The following is a 16,889-nucleotide window of genomic DNA, read 5'->3' as shown; positions in this document are numbered from 1 at the left end:
GTCTCAAGGTCCAGATCGGGGTTCTCGCTGACCAGTTCCAGGTCGAAACGAAAGGTCTGGCTGATGCCTTCGGTGCCAGTGAATGACAGCACTTGCAGGTCACCCTGGAAGTCAGCCACGGTCAGGCTGAAATGGGTTTCGTTAGAAGGGTTGAACATTGCTTGCTCCCTGTTCGGTAGTCATCCGTTGCGCCGATGCAGCCAGCGTTGCAGCCAGGAGGAAGTGGCGCCTAGGGCGTCACGCAGTTGTGCGGCAGTCACGGTGCGTTGCGCCGCATCGAAAGCCAGCGCCGTGCGCAGCGCCGGCCAGCAGTGTTTCGGTAGGTGCTTGGGTGCCTGCAGTTCTCGGTCCAGGCGTTCGTCGCGGGCCTGGGTCGACGGCAAGCGGCGGTACGGGTGTTTGCCGCCCGCCAATTCATAAATCACGCAGGCCACTGCGAAGAGGTCGGCGCTGGCGGTCAGCGCTGCGCCTTCCAGCAGTTCCGGCGCGGCATAGCCCGGGGTCCAGGCGTTGAAACGGCTGCGGCTCAAATGCGGCAGGCCGGGCAATACGCCCTCCTCGGCCTGGCCGAGGCCGAAGTCGAACAAACGCACGCCCTCCTCGCTGAGCATCACGTTGCTCGGTTTCAAATCACCGTGCAGCACGCCGCGACCGTGGGCATAGGCCAACGCGTCGAGCAGCGGCAGCGCGATGTCACGCAATTCTCGCCACGGCAGGCCCAGGGGCCGTTCGCAGAGCAGTTTGTCCAGGGTCAGCCCGCGCATCAGTTCCATGGTGATGAAGGCGCGCTGGCACTCGGTGTCCACTTCGAAGCTGTGCAAACGCACCACGTTCAAGTGGCGCAGGCGCCGGGTCAGGGCGAACTCGCTGTAGAGCAAGGCACTGGCGTCCGGCGATTCGGCAAATTCTTCGCTGAGGATTTTCAGCGCTATATACGGGTCGGGGTCACCGAATTGTTCGTGCAGCAGGTCCCGTGCGCGATACACCGCGCCCATGCCACCGGCACCGAGCAAACGCTCGATGCGGTAACGCCCCGCCAGCACGTCCGGCAACGCACCAACGCTGGCCCGGGTCGGCGCCACGGCACGCGGCATCGCATGGGATTTGGCGAAGGCAAAGTAGGTCAGGTTGGCGGCTTCCTCGTCGCTGACCAGCAGTTCGTCGAGCACCGGATTGAGTTCACTCATTGGCGGATCACCACGGCAGTCAGGTTGTCCCGCGCCGAACCGCGCAACGCGCCGTCGAACAAGCGTTCCAGCGCCACGTGCGGCGCGGTCAGGCTCAAGGCGTTGCCCAGCGCGTCGCTGCTCAAGCCCTGGTACAAACCGTCGCTGCACAGCAGAAACGCGTCACCGGGATAGACCTCGAGTTCGAGCACGTCCAGGGTCAATTGCTCGCTGGCCCCGACCGCACGGGTCAAGGCGCTGGCGGCCGGATGAGCCCGGGCTTGCTCGACGCTCATCTGTTGTTCGTCGATCAGTTGTTGCATCAGCGAATGGTCCTTGGACAGCTGATACAAGCGCTGCCCACGCCACAGGTAACAACGGCTGTCGCCGGCCCAGATACAGGCCGCGCGATTGCCGTCCACCAACAACGCCACCACCGTGCTGCCCATGATGCTGTCATGGCGCCCGGCGGTGACGGTCAATTCCTGGCCCAAACGACGGTTGAGCCAGTGCAGGCACTGGCGCACGCCTTTGAGCCGCTCGTCGAAGCTGTCTTCGACGGGCAATTCCGCCAGGCTGGCGACGATCAACTGGCTGGCGATGTCGCCACCCTGATGACCGCCCATGCCGTCCGCGACCACCCACAGGCCATGCTCCGGGCTGTCGAGGAAAGCATCTTCGTTGCGCGCCCGAACCTTGCCCGGATCGGTACGCGCCGCGCTACGCCAGGGGCTGGCAACCAGCATCAGAGCTGCACCGGCATACGGAAGGTGCGCAACACGCCCATGTCGAACGGGTTCGGCGTGCGCTGGCTCATCAGCAGGTAGTTGGCGCGCAGGCCACCCACATCAGCCTTGAGCACCAGCACGTCGCGACCGGTCAGGTATTCGGTCTGCATCAAATCGAACAGACGGAACAGCGACCATGGGCCGGTGTTTTTCTCGATGCCGATCGGCCGGCCGGCCATTTTTTCGAGGACCAGGCTGGTGCGACCGTCTTCCGCGTCGGTTGGCCATTTGAAGGCCACCGGCACGATCGGGCCATGTCGGTATTCCATGGTCTTGTCGCCAAAGCGGAACTCGGAACGGCTGACAGCCGGGTCGAGGGTGTACGGCTCCAGTTTGAACTGCACCTGCGGCTCGGCCGGGTTTTCGGCAAAGAAGCTTTGGCGGATCACTTGTGCCGCGGCCATCTGGTCGAGGTAGACCTTGGACATCGGCAGGCTGTGACCGTCGATGCTGCGCAGGCGGTAGTTGCCCGGATCGCCGCTGACGAATGGACGCATGTAGGTGTCGAAGAAGCGATCGGCAATACCCTGCGCCTTGAAGAACTCGCGGAAGTCGCTGATCGCAACGTCGCTGGTGCTGTGGGCGTTGAACGGGTAACGCTTGTTGATCGCCTTGCCATAGAAGCTGTACAGCTCGCTCTGGTAGCGCTGGTTGAGGTACTGGTAGGAATCGTTGAGCACCAGACGCCAGGTGTCTTCGGCCAGGACGTTGAACCACACGCTGATCGGGCGCGGCAGGCGACCCGAAGCGTTGCGCAAGTTGCTCAGCGCATCGCGCTGGCCGCTCATGCGGGTCTTGGCCATTTCGAACGCGGCCTGATCCGGGGCACTGGCACGCGCCAGGCTGGACAGTTGCAGTTGCAGGTCGTTCAGCGCTTGCAGCGCCGGGGTCAGGTCGGCAGCCGGGCCGTTGTTGTCATCGAGCAAACGGTGCAGCGGTTCGAAGCGCCGTTGCAGGGATTTCTTCGCGGTATCCGGCAGGTTCTTGGTCAGGGCTTCCGACGCCTTGCCCGCTGCAGCGGCGGCGAGCTTGCCGAGTTTTCCACCCTTGGCACCCAGTTTGTCAGCGACGTCGGCGGCTTCATCAGCGCTCTCGGCGATCACCGGGAAACGGGTGTTCTCGCGCACTTCCACCAGCATTTGCAGGATCGGCGAGTTGGCAGACGTCAGCCCAGCCAGTTGCTCAGCACCTTCACCGGCGTCGTTGATTGGTCGCAACGCCACCTGGCCGACCGCTTCGCTCCAGAAGTTGGCGTAGTCGCGGAAGTACAGTTGCTCCAGTTCGACCATCAGGCGGCGCAAGTCCATGCCGCTCATGCCCGAGCCTTCGCCCAGCACCCAGTTGTCACGCAGGATGTCGGTGACCAGTGCAGAGCCCTGGACCGAGAAGTACTGCTGATAACCCTGTTGGGTGTAGAACCCCGGTATCACGTAGTCGGTGCCGACGAACAGTGCGCCCTGCGGACCGAGGTGTTGGCTGAAGCGGTAATCCGGCAGGTTGCGGGCCTGCTCGCGCAGCATCCGGTAGACCACGGTGGCCAGCGATTCGCTGCGCAGTACCTGACGCGCCTGGGCAACCAATGCATCGTTGAGCGGGTAGATAAACGGCTGCTTGAGCAGACGCTCGAAGTGCCCATTCAGACCGTTCTGCACCGCGGTGTTGCCGGTGTAACGGACCGACCAGTCCTGAGCCACCCAATCTTTCAGCCACGCCGGATCGCGGCGATCCTTCATGTTCAGCATCAGGTAGGCGCGCAGGCTGTTAATCAGGCGATCGCGGTCGCCCATGTTGCTGCGAATCTGCCCTTCGAGCAGTTGCGCTACGCGTGGCAGCAACTGGGTTTCAAGTTCACGCTGGTACGCGTCCTTGACCACCGGGTTGCTCTCTTGCCCCTGATACAGACCACCGCGCTCGAACATCGACACATCGCCTTTAGGCGGGAACACCTTGGTCGCTTCATAGCTGGTATCGAGGGTTTTAAGCACGCCCATCGCGTCATCACGAGCGGTCAGCGCCGAGCGTTGCTGGGTCCAGGTTTGCGCCAGCGAACGCAGGTGTTCCAGGCGCTCGTAGTTGGCCGAGAAACCCGTTGCCCAGAGCAAACCGAACAGCCCCAGCGCCGCCAGTGCACCGACGTACAACGCACGCTGCCCCCAATGGATGCGGTTGCGTTCGCGCTTGTCCAGACCGGCCAGATCGGCCTCGGGGAAAATCACCCGGCTGAGCACGTGGTGGATGAACCGCGAACGACCGCTGCGCAAGGTCGGCAGCACGCCGCTGTCGATACCCAGGCTGGCGCCAATGCCGGYGGTGCTCTGGTCCATCTGTTGCTTCAGGTGCGGCGCGCTGGTCAGGTAGAAACCGCGCAACTGGCTGACGCGCTGGTAGCGGTTGCCGGTGAACGCCATGTCGACGAACAGGCACAGGCGCTCGCCGATCTGCCCCAGTTGATGCGGGAAGTCGAGAATGCGACCACGGCGCTGGGTGTCGCGCTCCTGGTGCATGCGCATGATCACCTGGCTGTTGAGGCGACGCAGCAGCTCTTCGAACTCTGCGCGCAGCACGGCCACGTCGGTGCCGCTTTGCTCTTTGCGGAAGCTGGTGCCAAGCACCTGATCGCTTTCTTCGCGGGTCAGTTGATCGAAGAACTCGTCGAAGCCCAGCAACTGGTCGGCCTTGCTCAGCACCAGATAGATCGGCAGGTCGACGTGCAGTTTTTGATGCACGTCTTGCAGGCGCGCACGCACCTGACGCGCCAGGGTGTCGAGGTCTTGCTCGGTGCCACTGAGCAGCAATTCAACTGGAATGGTCACCAGCACGCCGTTCAACGGACGGTTGCGACGACGCTTGCGCAGCAGGTCGAGCAAGGTGGTCCAGGCACTGCCGTCGACATCCACGTCCGGCTGGGTCAGGTAACGCCCGGCGGTGTCGATCAGCACGCCGTGGTCGGCGAAGTACCAGTCGCAATGGCGGGTGCCGATGGTGTCGCGGGTGAGTTTGCGGTCGATCTTGTTGATCGGAAACTCAAGGCCCGAGAAGTCCAGCAGGCTGGTTTTGCCGCTGCCCTGTGGCCCGATCAGCAGGTACCACGGCAGATCGTTGCGCCAGCGTTCGCTACGGCCGCGATACAGGCTGGAGGTTTTCAAGGTGCGCAGCGCGTCTTTGAAACGCGCACGCAGCTCCTTTTGTTCCTCGTCGATCAGTTCTTCGCGGCGAATACGGTCCTGGCCGTCTTCGGTTTCTTCGGCGGCTTTTTTGCGCACACCGGCGCGCCAGCTGACGAAGACCATGGTCAGGCCCCAGATCAGGAACAGCACGCTGATGGTCAGCAGGCGCGAGGTCGAGCCTTCCCAGAATTTGTAATCGTTGACGGCCAGCAGTGGTCCGACGAACCACACCAGCAGCGCGACGAACAGCACCAGCAGCAGGGTCCAGACCCAGGTCTTGCGCAGGAACGCGCCGACTTTCTTGAAAAACTTTTTCATCACACGTCCCTGTTTTACGGCTTCGACAGCGGCTGAACCGCGGCTGGATCAAGCGGCTGATAAGGTTGCAGAACGGTGTCGCGCTGCTCGCCGAGCACCCAGGCAAAACCCGAATACATCACCACCAGGCATACCAGCGTAAACAGCGCGACCATCCACCACGGCACGATGCGCACCAGGCTGCGACGTCGGTCGTTGAGGCCTTCCCAGTGCGGCGACAGTTCACGCGGCACGTCGCCGCGCAGCTGGCGAATCTGCCGATAGAGCGCATCGCGAATGCCGTCGAGTTCCAGCATGCCGCGCGCCTGCACCCGGTACTTGCCCTCGAAACCGAGCGACAGGCACAAGTACATCAGTTCCAGCATCGGCAGGTGTTTGACCGGGTTCTTCGACAGACGATCGAGCAGCTGGAAGAATTTCTCGCCGCCAAAGGTCTCGTTGTGGAAGCTGCTGAGCAGGCTCATCTGCGACCACTCGCTTTCGTTGCCCCACGGGGTGGTCACCACCGCTTCGTCGACCACGGTGCAGAGCACGTAACGTGCGGCCATCACCTGGCTGCTCTCGGCACCGTTGTGCAGCGCCCGGACTTCGAAGAGTTTCAGCGCCGCCGTCAGCCGCTCGTTGAGCGCGTGCATGTCTTCGCGGGTGTCGCTGTGTTTGAGCCGCACCACTTCCGACAGCAGGTCGGACGACGCCGCCACCAGTGAATTGAGGCTGATGTTGAACGCTTCCGCCGGACGCAGGCGCGCAGCGTAGATCATCCGTTCTTCCAGTTGCTCGAAACGCGGCGGTGCGGCGAAATCGGTCAGCGGGCTCTGTGCCGGGCCATGGCCCTGGCGATCGAGCAGGACGGTTTTGTCGTCCTGGTTGTGATCCATTTCCTTGATCATATCGGTCAGTTCCTGATGGCCCAGAATTTCAGTTCAAGCTCGGCAAATTCGCCGGACACGTGGAACGCGAAGCCGCCGGAGCGCTCCAGTTGTGCCAGGTCTTCGGAACTGAGTTCGAGGATGAAATAGGTTTTGTTCGAGTGGAACGGGATCTGCCGCGGCGCCACCGGCAAGGGTTTGACCTTGATGCCCGGCAAGTGCAGGTTGACCAACTGGCGGATGCGTTCCACCGGACCGACCTTGAGGTGGGCCGGCAGGCGATGCCGCAGCTCTTCGGAGTCGCAGTTGGCGCTGGCCGCCAGCACGAATGACGCCGTGCCCAGCAGTTTGTGGTCGTGCAGCGGCGAGACGGTGATGCCGTATTGACGGGCTTGCAGCACCAGTTCGATGGCGTGCTGTTCAAGCACCATCGACAGCACCTGACGAATCGCTTCCATCAGTTTGCGGAAGCTCGCACCCTGGTCGCTGTGCTGATAGCGGCTGTCCAGACGCGGGCGTTTGCTGTCGCTGGCAAAGGTCGACAGATCGCCGAGCATTGTCAGCAGCGTGCGGTACAACTCTTCCGGGTGAACCTGCTCCAGGCCGAGGTAATGGCGCAGGACCAGTTCGGTGCGGTTGATCAGTTGCAGCATCATGAAGTCACCGACTTCCGCGCCACCGACCTTGCCGTTGGAGCGAATCCGGTCGGCAATGGTGTCGCCACGGTGACCGAGCATGCTGATGACTTCTTTGAGGCACGACAGCAGGTAACCCGACGCGTGAGCGTGGATGAAGGTCGGGACGAAGTCCGGATCGAGGCTGATCACGCCGTCGGGCGTGGTGTCGAGGACTTCGCAGATCTTCAGCTTCACGTAGGCCTGGTCGCTCTGCTGCTCGCCGAGCAACAAACGGAAGTCCGGGCGCGCGCAGCTGACCTGGCTGCTGGAATCGTCGCCGGCGTTGGAGTCGGCGACTTCCGCTTCGTACGCGGTGTAACGCGCCAGCACGTCGGATTGCTCCGGACGACGGGACTCGATGTGATTACCGGTCACCAGCGGCAAGGCCAGGTAGATCGGCGTGTTGCCGGTGTTCGGCGGAACGTCGAGGGCCAGCGGCTCGGTGTTGCCACCGAGCTCGAACAGGCTGCCGTCCGGGAGAATCCCCGACGCCTGGCTGATCACCAGTTTGCCCATGTTGAGGAACTGCAAGTCGATCTCGAGCCCCAGAAACCCCCAGGTGTAACTGCCCAGCAACTGGGTACGGGTTTTCATCTGGTTGTCGTAGTAGCGATCGTTGTGCTGGAAGTGCTGCGGGCGCAGCAACATGCCTTCCTGCCAAATGACTTTATGCACGTTCATGTTCAGTCATCCGCCTTGGCGAGCTTTTGGTTTTTGTCATGGATGCCGTTCTTGTCGAGGATCAGTTCGGCCACGGTCAGGTCGGCCGGGGTGACTGGAACCACATAGCGCCATTGGGTTTCACGCAGGTCGCGATACGCCGCGAGCACGCCGACGTAGCGGCTGCCGCTTTCGACGCTAAGCTTGAACTCGGCGGTTTCGCCCGGACGCAGTTCCAGCTCTTCGCTGGCCACCAGGTCTGGCGACAGGGATTCCTTGGCGCGCTCGTACAGGCTGAAGAAGTCAGCGTTTTCGAAGGCCACCGGGTGTTTGAGCTCAATCAGCCGCACGACAATCGGCGATGGTCGGCCATTCAGGTCCGGGTTGACCTGATCGCTGGCGGTCAGCTTGAGGTTGAGCTTGGTGACGGTGGAATACGGCGAAATCGACGAGCAGCCGGCCAGCAGCACCAGGGCGGTGAACGCTGTCAGCAGGTTGATTATTACGGCCTTGCAGCGAGACATGCGCATCATCCTTGGTGGTCGGTGTGTAGGGTGGAAATCAGGCGGATCTGTTCTTCGTAGGCCTGGGCGAAGTCCCGCGCCAGCAGGCGTTCGCTCCAGTCATCGTCCTGACGCAGTGCCTGGTGATAACGGCCGTAGGCTCTCCAGCGGCTGCCCGAGGTGGCGAGCAGCGGCTTGTTGCCGTCGCGCTCGAAACGCAGGGTCAATTGCTGCGGCGAGAAGTGCTCGAGGGTGCCGCGTACCGCCGCGCGGCTGGCGGTGAGCAAGGCCACCTGATGCGCCTGCAAGTCACGGAACGCCCGCGAGATCGCCTGCCCCGCCGGCAACTGGCCGGGTTTGTCGCCCTGCAACAGAATGCCCAGCGCTTCGCTGGCATCGACGGCAAATTTCAGCGGGTTTTTGCCGGTGCCTTGCACTGTGGTCTGCGCCAGGCGCAGTTCGTTTTTCAGCTCCGACCGGGTGCGCAGGCTCTGCTGCAAACCACCAACGCTTTGCTTGAGCAAACGCGCGGCGTTGATCGCCAGGGCTTCGCGGCTGTCGTGATCGAGGCCTTTGAGGTCGACACCCAGCGCATCACCGAAATGCTCCCAGAAGCCTTCGCTTTGACGCTCGACCGCCTTGGGTGCCGGTGCAGGCTCCGGCGCGGCAGGCGCGGCCACCAGTTCCGGCACCAGCAGGCTCTCCATGTCGATGCGCGCGTAGTCGGCACGCTGGCGCGGCTCCTGACGCGGCGCATTGAGGGCGCTCAGTTCGTCGATTTCCGAGTAGACCCGTTCCTGTTGATCGAGCGCCATGAGCGGATCAAGGTCGAGAAACGCATCGTCCGGAATGATGCTGCCGGCGGCTTGCGGGCGGCCGACTTCGGTATCGAAGGTGGCCGGGTCGCGTACCAGCCGTGCACGGATTTCGAAATCCCCCAGCACGTAGACACTGCCGTGTTCGATGCGCTGCGCTTCACCCTTGCGCAGGCGCGCGCCGCTTTCGCTGGCCTGAATACCGTTGCTGCTGGTATCGGTCAGGAAAAACGTGCCGTCGCGGTAGCTGATCAGCGCGTGATGGTTGGACAGGTGACGCTTGCGGTCCGGAATGATCCAGTCGCAATCCTCGCCCCGCCCGATCACGCCGCCAGCCTGCTTGAAGGTCTTTTGGCACAAATCCGTGGGCACGAACTGCTTGGTGTTCAGCATTTCGAAAACCAGTTCCATGATGTCGCTCCTTGCGGTCACTTGCCGCGATTGACCGCCTGCGGATCACCCAGAGGGCGATAGGTGTTGTCGTTGAATTTGTAATTGCCGCTACAGCCCCCGAGGCCGCATAGAACGACGAGGGTCAGCAGGACGGCTTGCCAGTGACGAACAGGCATCAGAGGGTCTCCAGGGCTAAACAATGCACAAAGCGCCGACCCTTGAGGGCGGCGCTGACAGAAGCAAAAGGGGTGAGATGACGCGTCATGGGCCTATCCATCGAAATCACCCAAGTTGATATTCAGGCGCCCGAGGCGGTACAGCAGCGTGCGCCGTGGCAGGCCGAGTTCGCGGGCGGCGAGGGTCTGGTTGCCGTCGTTCTTGCGCAGGCAATCGAGCAACAGACTGCGCTCGACCTGCTCCAGGCGTTCGCGCAGGTTCAGGCTGCTTTCCTCGGGGGCGGTGTCGATGCGCAGCGAGAAATGCTCGGCCAGCAACTCGCCGCCTTCGCAGAGCAACACGGCACGTTCGACCAGGCCTTTGAGTTCACGAACGTTGCCGGGAAAGGCGTAGCTCGACAGGTGATCGAGCGCCGCGTCGGACCAGCGCACCGCATCGCGTTGCAGGAAGGCACAGGCCTTGTCGGCGAAGTGTCGGGCCAGGTCGAGGATGTCGCCCTCGCGCTGACGCAGGGCCGGCAGTTCAATCGGGAACTGCGCGAGGCGGTAGTACAGGTCTTCGCGGAACTTGCCTTCGCTGACCAGCACCGCCAGGTCGCGGTGAGTCGCGGCGATGATGCGCACGTCGATCTTGTGGGTGTCGTTGGAACCCAGCGGACGAATCTCGCCTTCCTGCAATACCCGCAACAGCTTGGCTTGCAGGGACAGCGGCATGTCGCCGATTTCGTCCAGCAACAAGGTCCCCCCGTTGGCCGCATCGAACAGTCCGGCGCGATCACGGTCGGCACCGGTAAAGGCGCCTTTGCGGTAGCCGAACAGTTCACTTTCCAACAGGTTTTCCGGGAACGCCGCACAGTTCTGCACGATGAACGCCTGGGAACGGCGCGGCCCGCAATCGTGGATGGCCCGCGCCACCACTTCCTTGCCGGTGCCGGTTTCGCCCCGCAGCAGCACGGTGTACGGGCTGTGCAGCACCTTGCTGATCAGCTGGTAGGTCTGGCGCATCGCCGAGCTTTTACCGATCAAGCCATACCCGCTGGCACTCGGCACGCTGCTGGGCATCGGCGACACATCGCCCACCGGCCGGCGCAGCCGTTGCAGCAGRTGCAATTGCCCGAGCACGAACGAACCCAGTTGCCCGAGCGAATCGGCAAACCCCTGCAACTCGACCTGTTCACGGCTGGCGCACAGCAACAGGCCGACCACCGCTTTTTGCGGGTTGAGCAGCGGCACGCACAGCAGTGACTGCCACGGCACAGCCTGCTCCGGCAGGAAACTGGTCTCGTGCAGGCTGCCACTGAGCCCGGTGAGGCTGAGCACACGGTTCTGGCACAGCGAGAATTGCAGCAGTTGCTCACCGTTGTAGTCGGCCGGCAGGCTCTCGGTTTCCCGGGGTTGCAGGATGCCCTGCAAACACTCGGCATTCAGCCCGAGGCTGGTGTGGGTAGCATCGAGCAGGTACAGCTGASTCAACTCACAACCACTGAGCTCGGCGACCGCGCGCACGAAGTCACCCAGCAGCGCCGCGCCGTCAGCCGCGCACGACAAGCTGGCGAACTTCGCCAGCAAGGCTTCGGCATAGACCAGCGGTTGCGGCACTCGAGTGAACATCACACTCACCTCAGGCGAACTCGCAGGTCACGCTAGCGTCGCCATCGAGCGTTGCGTGAACGCGCTTGAGGCTTTCACCGGTGGCCATCGCCTCGAGCAGACGATCCGCCACCAACGGCAGCACGTGCAGGTCGAGCAAGTGGTCGATCAGGCGCGCGCCGCTGTCGCTTTGGGTGCAACGCTCGGCGAGGTGATCGACGAGGTTCTGGCAGTACGTGAAATCCAGCTGGCGGCGGTTCAGGCGCTCGCCCAGACGGCCCAGTTTGATTTCGATCAGCTCGCGCAGCACCGGGCCACCGACCGGGTAGTACGGCACCACGCGCATCCGCGCCAGCAACGCCGGTTTGAAGTGTTTGCTGAGCACCGGGCGGATGGTTTCTTCGAGGACTTCAGCGGTTGGCCGCGCACCGTTTTCGCAGAGTTCGCTGATGCGGTCGCTGCCCAGGTTCGAGGTCATCAGGATCAGCGTGTTGCGGAAGTCGATTTCACGCCCTTCCCCGTCGTTGGCCACGCCTTTGTCGAAGATTTGGTAGAACAGGTTGAGCACGTCCGGGTCGGCTTTTTCGACTTCGTCGAGCAGCACCACGGAGTACGGTTTCTGCCGCACGGCTTCGGTGAGCATGCCGCCTTCGCCGTAACCGACGTAGCCCGGTGGTGCACCGATCAGGCGCGAGACGGTGTGCTTCTCCTGGAACTCGGACATGTTGATGGTGGTGATGAAACGATCACCGCCATACAGCAAGTCGGCCAGCGCCAGCGCGGTTTCGGTCTTGCCGACGCCGCTCGGGCCGACCAGCAGGAACACGCCCACCGGCGCATCGGGTTTGTTCAGGCCGGCCGCGGTGGCGCGCATCGAGCGGTCCAGTGCGTGGACGGCTTGTTCCTGTCCGCGAATCCGCGTGCGCAGGTCGGTGGCGAAGCTTGCGACCTTGGCGTTGTGCTCACGGGCCAGTTGCGCCAACGGCACACCGGTCCAGGCACTGATCACTTCAGCCACCAGACGTGGGCACACTTCGAAACTCACCAGGCGTTCCTTGACCTGGGCATCGGTCAGGGCGCGGTGGGTTTCGTTCAGCGCGGCTTCCAGGGCTTCGACGCTTTGCGTTTCGTCCACGCTCGCTTCGAGGGTTTCGATTACCGTGCCTTCAGCGTCCTCTTCAACCGTGACGGTCGGCTCGACGGCCGCGGCTTCACGGGCCTTGGCCAGTTGCTGACGCAGCTCCAGCAAGCGCTCGGCCAGCTCTTTTTGCTCGGTCCAGAGCGTTTCCAGGGCGACCCTTTCGTCTTCGGCGGCGTCCAGGCGATCTTCCAGCGCATCGAGCGCTTCATGGTCGATCAGCAAACCGGCTTCGGCATCACGACGCAGGGCCTGACGCTGACGCCCGCCTTCGGCCAGTTCGCCACGCAGGCGCTCAAGGCTTTCCGGCGCGGCAGCGAGGCTGATGCGCACGCGGGCACAGGCAGTGTCGAGGACGTCGACGGCTTTGTCCGGCAGCTGCCGGCCGGCCAGGTAACGTGCCGACAATTCCGCCGCCGCGACCACCGCGTCATCGCGCAGGTAGATGCCATGGCTCTTCTCATACACCTGAGCCAGACCGCGGAGGATGGTCACCGCTTCGCTGACGGTCGGTTCGTGCAACTGCACCGGCTGGAAACGACGGGCCAGGGCCGGGTCTTTCTCGAAGTATTTTTTGTACTCGGCCCAGGTGGTGGCGGCGATGGTGCGCAACTCGCCACGCGCCAAAGCCGGCTTGAGCAGGTTGGCTGCGTCCGAACCACCGGCATTGCCGCCCGCGCCGATCAGGGTGTGCGCTTCGTCGATGAACAGGATGATCGGTTTCGGCGAGGCTTTGACTTCGTCGATCACGCCTTTGAGGCGACGCTCGAACTCACCTTTGACGCTGGCGCCGGCTTGCAGCAGGCCCATGTCCAGCGACAGCAGTTCAACGCCCTTGAGCACTTGCGGCACTTCACCGGCGGCAATGCGCGAGGCCAGACCTTCGACGATCGCGGTTTTACCGACGCCGGCTTCACCGACCACAATCGGGTTGTTCTTGCGGCGGCGCGCAAGGATGTCGACCATCTGCCGAATCGCGCCATCGCGGCACAGTACCGGGTCGAGTTTGCCGTCGCGGGCTTGCTGGGTCAGGTTGTGGGTAAAGCGTTGCAGCAGCGATTCACCCGGTACAGCCGGTTTGCCGGTGGCCGGTTGTTCCTTCTGCGACAGGGCAAAATCCTTCAGGCGATCAATGTTCAGTTTCGCCAGCAATGGCTGGTAACGGCTGCCGGCGTAGCGCATCGGATTGCGCAGCAGCGCGAGGATCAACGCGGCCTGTTCGACCTGGCTCTGGCCCAGTTCAAGGTTGGCCACCAGCAACGCATCTTGCAGCCACTGCACCAGTTCCGGGGCGAACACCGGGTTGCGCGAGGCGCTGTGCTCAACCCGCGATTGCAGCGCGGCGCTGAGTTCGCCAGCATCGACTTCGGCGTCTTGCAACGCGCGTGCGAGCAAGCCTTGCGGGCGTTCCAGCAGGCCCAGCAACAGGTCTTCGACGAGGATCTTGCTGCCGCCACGGGCGACGCAGCGTTCGGCCGAACTTTCCAGGTCACGACGGGTTTCGGCGTCCAGCGCCTGGATCAGTTGTTGCAGGTCTACGTTGATCATTGGTCTCACGTCCTTAATGAATTTTGCTACCCAGGGTCACCACGCCGTCCGCGTGTTCGCGGCCCAGCCAACTGGTCCACCCCAAGCGACAGGCGTTCTGCTCACCGATGCGCAGTTCGCGGATTTCTTCCTGGCGCAGGACCAGGCGAATGTCGTAATCGAGCGGGTCACGCAGGGTGAACCGCACCAGCGCGCACAGCGGCTGGTAGCCGAAACCGATCGGCAGGAATTCGTGAAAGCGCTGCCAGTCGAGCTCGCGGATGTGAATCCGGAACTTGCCGCTGCGGTCGCGCACGCTCTCGCCCAGCACCAGGTCTTCACCGAGCGCGCTGTTGGCGCGGCCCAGGCGGTTACGCTGTTCGTCGAGGATTTCCACGCGGCGCTCGATGCACTGCTCGATGGTCAGTTCGGCGTGCTTGAAGTAGTAACGCAGTACCGCTTCGATCAACGCCGCCGAATGCGCTCGCAAACTCAACAGGCCGAGGTACGGCAGCAGGCGTTTCCAGTTCAGTTCCTGGGCCTTGCGAATGTCTTCGCCACCCAGGCCGATCAGCGCAAACAGCTGCGAGGAAAACGGGTCGAGGGCGCCACTCTGGAAGCTGGCGCGGTAGCGGTACTTGCGCCAGATCGGCAGCATCAGCCGTTGCAGGCGATGGTGGAACAGGTCGAGGAAGTGCCGTGTCGGGTTGCCGTCTTCGCTGTCGCCCAGCGCTTGCTCACCATAGAACGCCGGCAACGGCGAACCGGAACCGACCAGGCCGATCAGGTTAAAACGCAGGCGCGCGCGCAGCTGCCCGTGCTCGCGGAAAAACTCCACGCGATCGACGTCGCTGCCAGGGAAACCCAGGCTCGGGTTGGCCTGGAATTCCAGCTGGTCGTAGAGGTCCTCTTCGCCCAGGTACGGGTGAGCCTCGCGCAGCCGATCGACGACCAGCAGCACGGCCTGAAACAGCGAGTACTCGCGTATTCCTCGGGTCAGCCCGCTTAAAGCAGAGGCTGAAGGCCCATACGTGGTGTCCATTGGTACACCTCTCCCTGTGTGCTTTTTACCCGCAGCTCGTGGTACGAATTGAGACTGGCGTAAAGCGCGAAAAACTCGTTAAGAACCGAAGCGAAGACGAACAGGTCGCCTTCGCCGATATAGCCTTCCGGGTCGATGGTCAGCTCGGTGCGCAACCCGCGCAGCGGCAACCCTCGGTGCAACCGGTCGACGTGCTGGTGTTTGATCGACTTGAGCCCGCCCAGCAGGCGTTTGCTGACCTTCTCCGCGTGCTGGTCGTAGTAGCGCGGCAGGTCGTAGGTTTCGAGAATCACCTTGAGCGCGTCGACGTTGGCCAGCGACAGGTAGTTGAGCGACATGTTGCTGATCAGCTTCCACAGGAAGTCACGGCTCAGCGGCGGCGCGAAGCTCGACGTGGCCGGGGTGATGTTGCGAAAGCTGAGGAACTCCGGGGTCTCTTCGCAGGCCATGCAGATGTCGCCGAGCTTGAGCCGGCGTGGCAGGTTCTGGTTGGTGCAGATCAGCTCGATCGACAGCGTTTCGTGGGCTTCGGTGTGGCGAATGCCAAAGCTCAGGTAAGTGTCGAGGCCGTCGTGCAGCAACGAGGTGCGCTGGCGGATGCTGTAATGCGGACGGCTTTGCGGCACGTCGAAACTCGGGTCGTGCTCGAACGATTCGAACGGCACGTACTCCTGATAACCCAGGCCGCCGGGCTTCCAGCCGGTAACGCCTTCAACCGAAAACACTCCGCAGTTTTCCAGGTCGTATTCAGCCGGCAGCAACAGGTATTCGTCCTGTTTGCCATCGAGGCGAATCGGCAAGGCGTCATGCTTGAACAGGTTGACGATGGGCGTGCAGTAGAGCTTCACGTTGTCCAGGGTCGGGCGCAGACGCTGGATGCCGCTCTTGCGAATGTCGAAGCGCAGCTCCAGGCCGCGCATCTGCTTGAGCGTGTCTTCAGGCAGCGACTTGAGCAGGTCCAGACCGTTCAGATCGACGAACAGGAACTTGTCCTGGAAGGCGAAATATTCCTGCAAGTAGCGATAGCCACGGAAGGTGTTCAGCGGATACGGGATCAACGCTTCTTCTTCGGCAAAACCCACCGGCTGCACGCGGTCGCCAGGCATCTTGAACGCCATCGGCGTGCCGTTAGCGCCATTGAGCGGCTTGCCGGCCGCGTCCAGCGGAATCAGCTCGATGCCTTCCAGATTGCGCAACAGGCTCAGGTAAAGCATCTGACTGATGTAACGCTCGCCGGCCAGGTGCAGGCGCAGACGACTCAGGTCCAGCTCACCGATATGCCCGTCGCAACTCATCTCCAGGCGCAGGCTCAACAGCGAACCGTCGCCCTTCACCGAGTACGTCAGCGCAGTCAGGTCCAGCGGCAGGACTTCCGTCGGGTAGCAGGTACGAAACCGGCAACGCACATCATCGATCGGCACACTCTCGATCGGCGTATCACGCTCGACCTGCAACGCCGGCCCGGAACGCTTCAGCGGGTCGAACTGCAAAATACTGAACGCCGGCAACGGCCGCATGTAGTTCGGCCACAGCAAGTGCATCAGCGAATGGCTGAGCTCCGGCAACTCGTCATCGAGCTTCTGCCGCAGGCGGCCAGTCAGGAACGCAAAGCCCTCCAGCAACCGCTCCACGTCTGGGTCACGCCCGGCCTGGCCGAGGAAAGGCGCCAATGCCGGGCTGCGCTCGGCGAATCGACGACCCAACTGGCGAAGCGCGGTGAGTTCGCTTTGGTAGTAGTGGTTAAAGGACATGGGTTAGCTGCCTGGTAGTGGATCTCATGAAAAAACTGCCCTGTGTATTACGCTCGATGCCCGACTTGATCATTGGATGGCGCCTGCAGGCTGGCTTGGCCAGGCCTGGCGTAAGGGTTCATACGGGGCTCAATCTTCAAGATGTACATAAGGGGTATTACTGATAAACATATTTAGCCAATGCGACTCCCACCGGGGCATGGCGATATCGAAAGTTTTTTTGTCTCGATTAAAATATATCCACGCAATGCCGACAGTGGAGTCATCTTCAGTCACCCTCATATCCAGCAATTGTGTGTCATACAAAGG

13 protein-coding genes and 1 pseudogene are annotated in these 16,889 nt (G+C 62.6%); all 14 read right to left on the bottom strand.

The features are described 5' to 3' along the window. On the bottom strand, positions 1 to 158 hold a 158-nt coding region (locus AC1DH9_RS04640), incomplete at its 3' end, for a hypothetical protein (protein ID WP_477807861.1). A 21-nt stretch (positions 159 to 179) separates the two neighbouring features. After that, positions 180 to 1,187, bottom strand: coding sequence for a serine/threonine-protein kinase (locus AC1DH9_RS04635; RefSeq protein ID WP_427545505.1), 1,008 nt, complete (start codon positions 1,185 to 1,187; stop codon positions 180 to 182). Then, the gene (locus tag AC1DH9_RS04630; protein WP_123581112.1) at positions 1,184 to 1,912 is read right to left on the bottom strand and encodes a PP2C family protein-serine/threonine phosphatase; all 729 of its coding nucleotides are present in this window, start codon (positions 1,910 to 1,912) and stop codon (positions 1,184 to 1,186) included. The genes AC1DH9_RS04635 and AC1DH9_RS04630 overlap by 4 nt, the downstream gene beginning before the upstream one ends. Beyond that, the gene (tssM, locus tag AC1DH9_RS04625; protein ID WP_477807860.1) at positions 1,912 to 5,439 is read right to left on the bottom strand and encodes a type VI secretion system membrane subunit TssM; all 3,528 of its coding nucleotides are present in this window, start codon (positions 5,437 to 5,439) and stop codon (positions 1,912 to 1,914) included. The genes AC1DH9_RS04630 and tssM overlap by 1 nt, the downstream gene beginning before the upstream one ends. A 14-nt stretch (positions 5,440 to 5,453) precedes the next feature. Further along, a complete protein-coding gene (gene icmH, locus AC1DH9_RS04620; protein WP_427534159.1) occupies positions 5,454 to 6,329 on the bottom strand; it encodes a type IVB secretion system protein IcmH/DotU in 876 nt (291 codons plus the stop codon). Between the two features lie 5 nt (positions 6,330 to 6,334). Then, a complete protein-coding gene (gene tssK / locus AC1DH9_RS04615; protein WP_123581115.1) occupies positions 6,335 to 7,666 on the bottom strand; it encodes a type VI secretion system baseplate subunit TssK in 1,332 nt (443 codons plus the stop codon). Between the two features lie 2 nt (positions 7,667 to 7,668). Continuing rightward, on the bottom strand, positions 7,669 to 8,169 hold the full coding sequence (gene tssJ, locus AC1DH9_RS04610) for a type VI secretion system lipoprotein TssJ (RefSeq protein ID WP_427534161.1): 501 nt from the start codon (positions 8,167 to 8,169) through the stop codon (positions 7,669 to 7,671). 5 nt (positions 8,170 to 8,174) lie between these two features. Next, the gene (tagH, locus tag AC1DH9_RS04605; RefSeq protein ID WP_427534162.1) at positions 8,175 to 9,374 is read right to left on the bottom strand and encodes a type VI secretion system-associated FHA domain protein TagH; all 1,200 of its coding nucleotides are present in this window, start codon (positions 9,372 to 9,374) and stop codon (positions 8,175 to 8,177) included. Between the two features lie 17 nt (positions 9,375 to 9,391). Continuing rightward, positions 9,392 to 9,532: a type VI secretion protein gene (locus AC1DH9_RS04600; RefSeq protein WP_092276060.1), complete on the bottom strand. Its 141-nt coding sequence runs from the start codon at positions 9,530 to 9,532 to the stop codon at positions 9,392 to 9,394. 93 nt (positions 9,533 to 9,625) lie between these two features. Beyond that, positions 9,626 to 11,143 carry a sigma-54 interaction domain-containing protein gene (locus AC1DH9_RS04595; RefSeq protein WP_477807859.1) on the bottom strand — a complete coding sequence of 506 codons (1,518 nt, stop codon included), beginning with the start codon at positions 11,141 to 11,143 and terminating at the stop codon, positions 9,626 to 9,628. A 10-nt stretch (positions 11,144 to 11,153) separates the two neighbouring features. After that, positions 11,154 to 13,808 carry a type VI secretion system ATPase TssH gene (tssH, locus tag AC1DH9_RS04590; protein ID WP_427545498.1) on the bottom strand — a complete coding sequence of 885 codons (2,655 nt, stop codon included), beginning with the start codon at positions 13,806 to 13,808 and terminating at the stop codon, positions 11,154 to 11,156. Positions 13,809 to 13,821: 13 nt separating this feature from the next. Then, positions 13,822 to 14,829 carry a type VI secretion system baseplate subunit TssG gene (tssG, locus tag AC1DH9_RS04585; protein ID WP_427534167.1) on the bottom strand — a complete coding sequence of 336 codons (1,008 nt, stop codon included), beginning with the start codon at positions 14,827 to 14,829 and terminating at the stop codon, positions 13,822 to 13,824. Further along, positions 14,793 to 16,580 (bottom strand): type VI secretion system baseplate subunit TssF, encoded by a 1,788-nt coding sequence (gene tssF, locus AC1DH9_RS04580; RefSeq protein ID WP_429538795.1) that lies wholly within the window; start codon positions 16,578 to 16,580, stop codon positions 14,793 to 14,795. Before tssF ends, tssG begins: the two co-directional genes overlap by 37 nt. A 129-nt stretch (positions 16,581 to 16,709) precedes the next feature. Continuing rightward, positions 16,710 to 16,889, bottom strand: a pseudogene (locus AC1DH9_RS04575) (hypothetical protein); the annotation flags it as partial.

This window comes from Pseudomonas sp. 05T35 (assembly GCF_056396605.1).
This window is presented reverse-complemented; position numbering and strand designations above follow the sequence as displayed.

What these genes read in the sequence shown, in the direction of transcription:
- AC1DH9_RS04635 (WP_427545505.1), bottom strand. Translation starts at nt 1,187, where the DNA reads ATGAGTGAACTCAATCCGGTGCTCGACGAACTGCTGGTCAGCGACGAG.
- AC1DH9_RS04630 (WP_123581112.1), bottom strand. Translation starts at nt 1,912, where the DNA reads ATGCTGGTTGCCAGCCCCTGGCGTAGCGCGGCGCGTACCGATCCGGGC.
- icmH (WP_427534159.1), bottom strand. Translation starts at nt 6,329, where the DNA reads ATGATCAAGGAAATGGATCACAACCAGGACGACAAAACCGTCCTGCTC.
- tssK (WP_123581115.1), bottom strand. Translation starts at nt 7,666, where the DNA reads ATGAACGTGCATAAAGTCATTTGGCAGGAAGGCATGTTGCTGCGCCCG.
- tssJ (WP_427534161.1), bottom strand. Translation starts at nt 8,169, where the DNA reads ATGTCTCGCTGCAAGGCCGTAATAATCAACCTGCTGACAGCGTTCACC.
- tagH (WP_427534162.1), bottom strand. Translation starts at nt 9,374, where the DNA reads ATGGAACTGGTTTTCGAAATGCTGAACACCAAGCAGTTCGTGCCCACG.
- AC1DH9_RS04600 (WP_092276060.1), bottom strand. Translation starts at nt 9,532, where the DNA reads ATGCCTGTTCGTCACTGGCAAGCCGTCCTGCTGACCCTCGTCGTTCTA.
- tssH (WP_427545498.1), bottom strand. Translation starts at nt 13,808, where the DNA reads ATGATCAACGTAGACCTGCAACAACTGATCCAGGCGCTGGACGCCGAA.
- tssG (WP_427534167.1), bottom strand. Translation starts at nt 14,829, where the DNA reads ATGGACACCACGTATGGGCCTTCAGCCTCTGCTTTAAGCGGGCTGACC.
- tssF (WP_429538795.1), bottom strand. Translation starts at nt 16,580, where the DNA reads ATGTCCTTTAACCACTACTACCAAAGCGAACTCACCGCGCTTCGCCAG.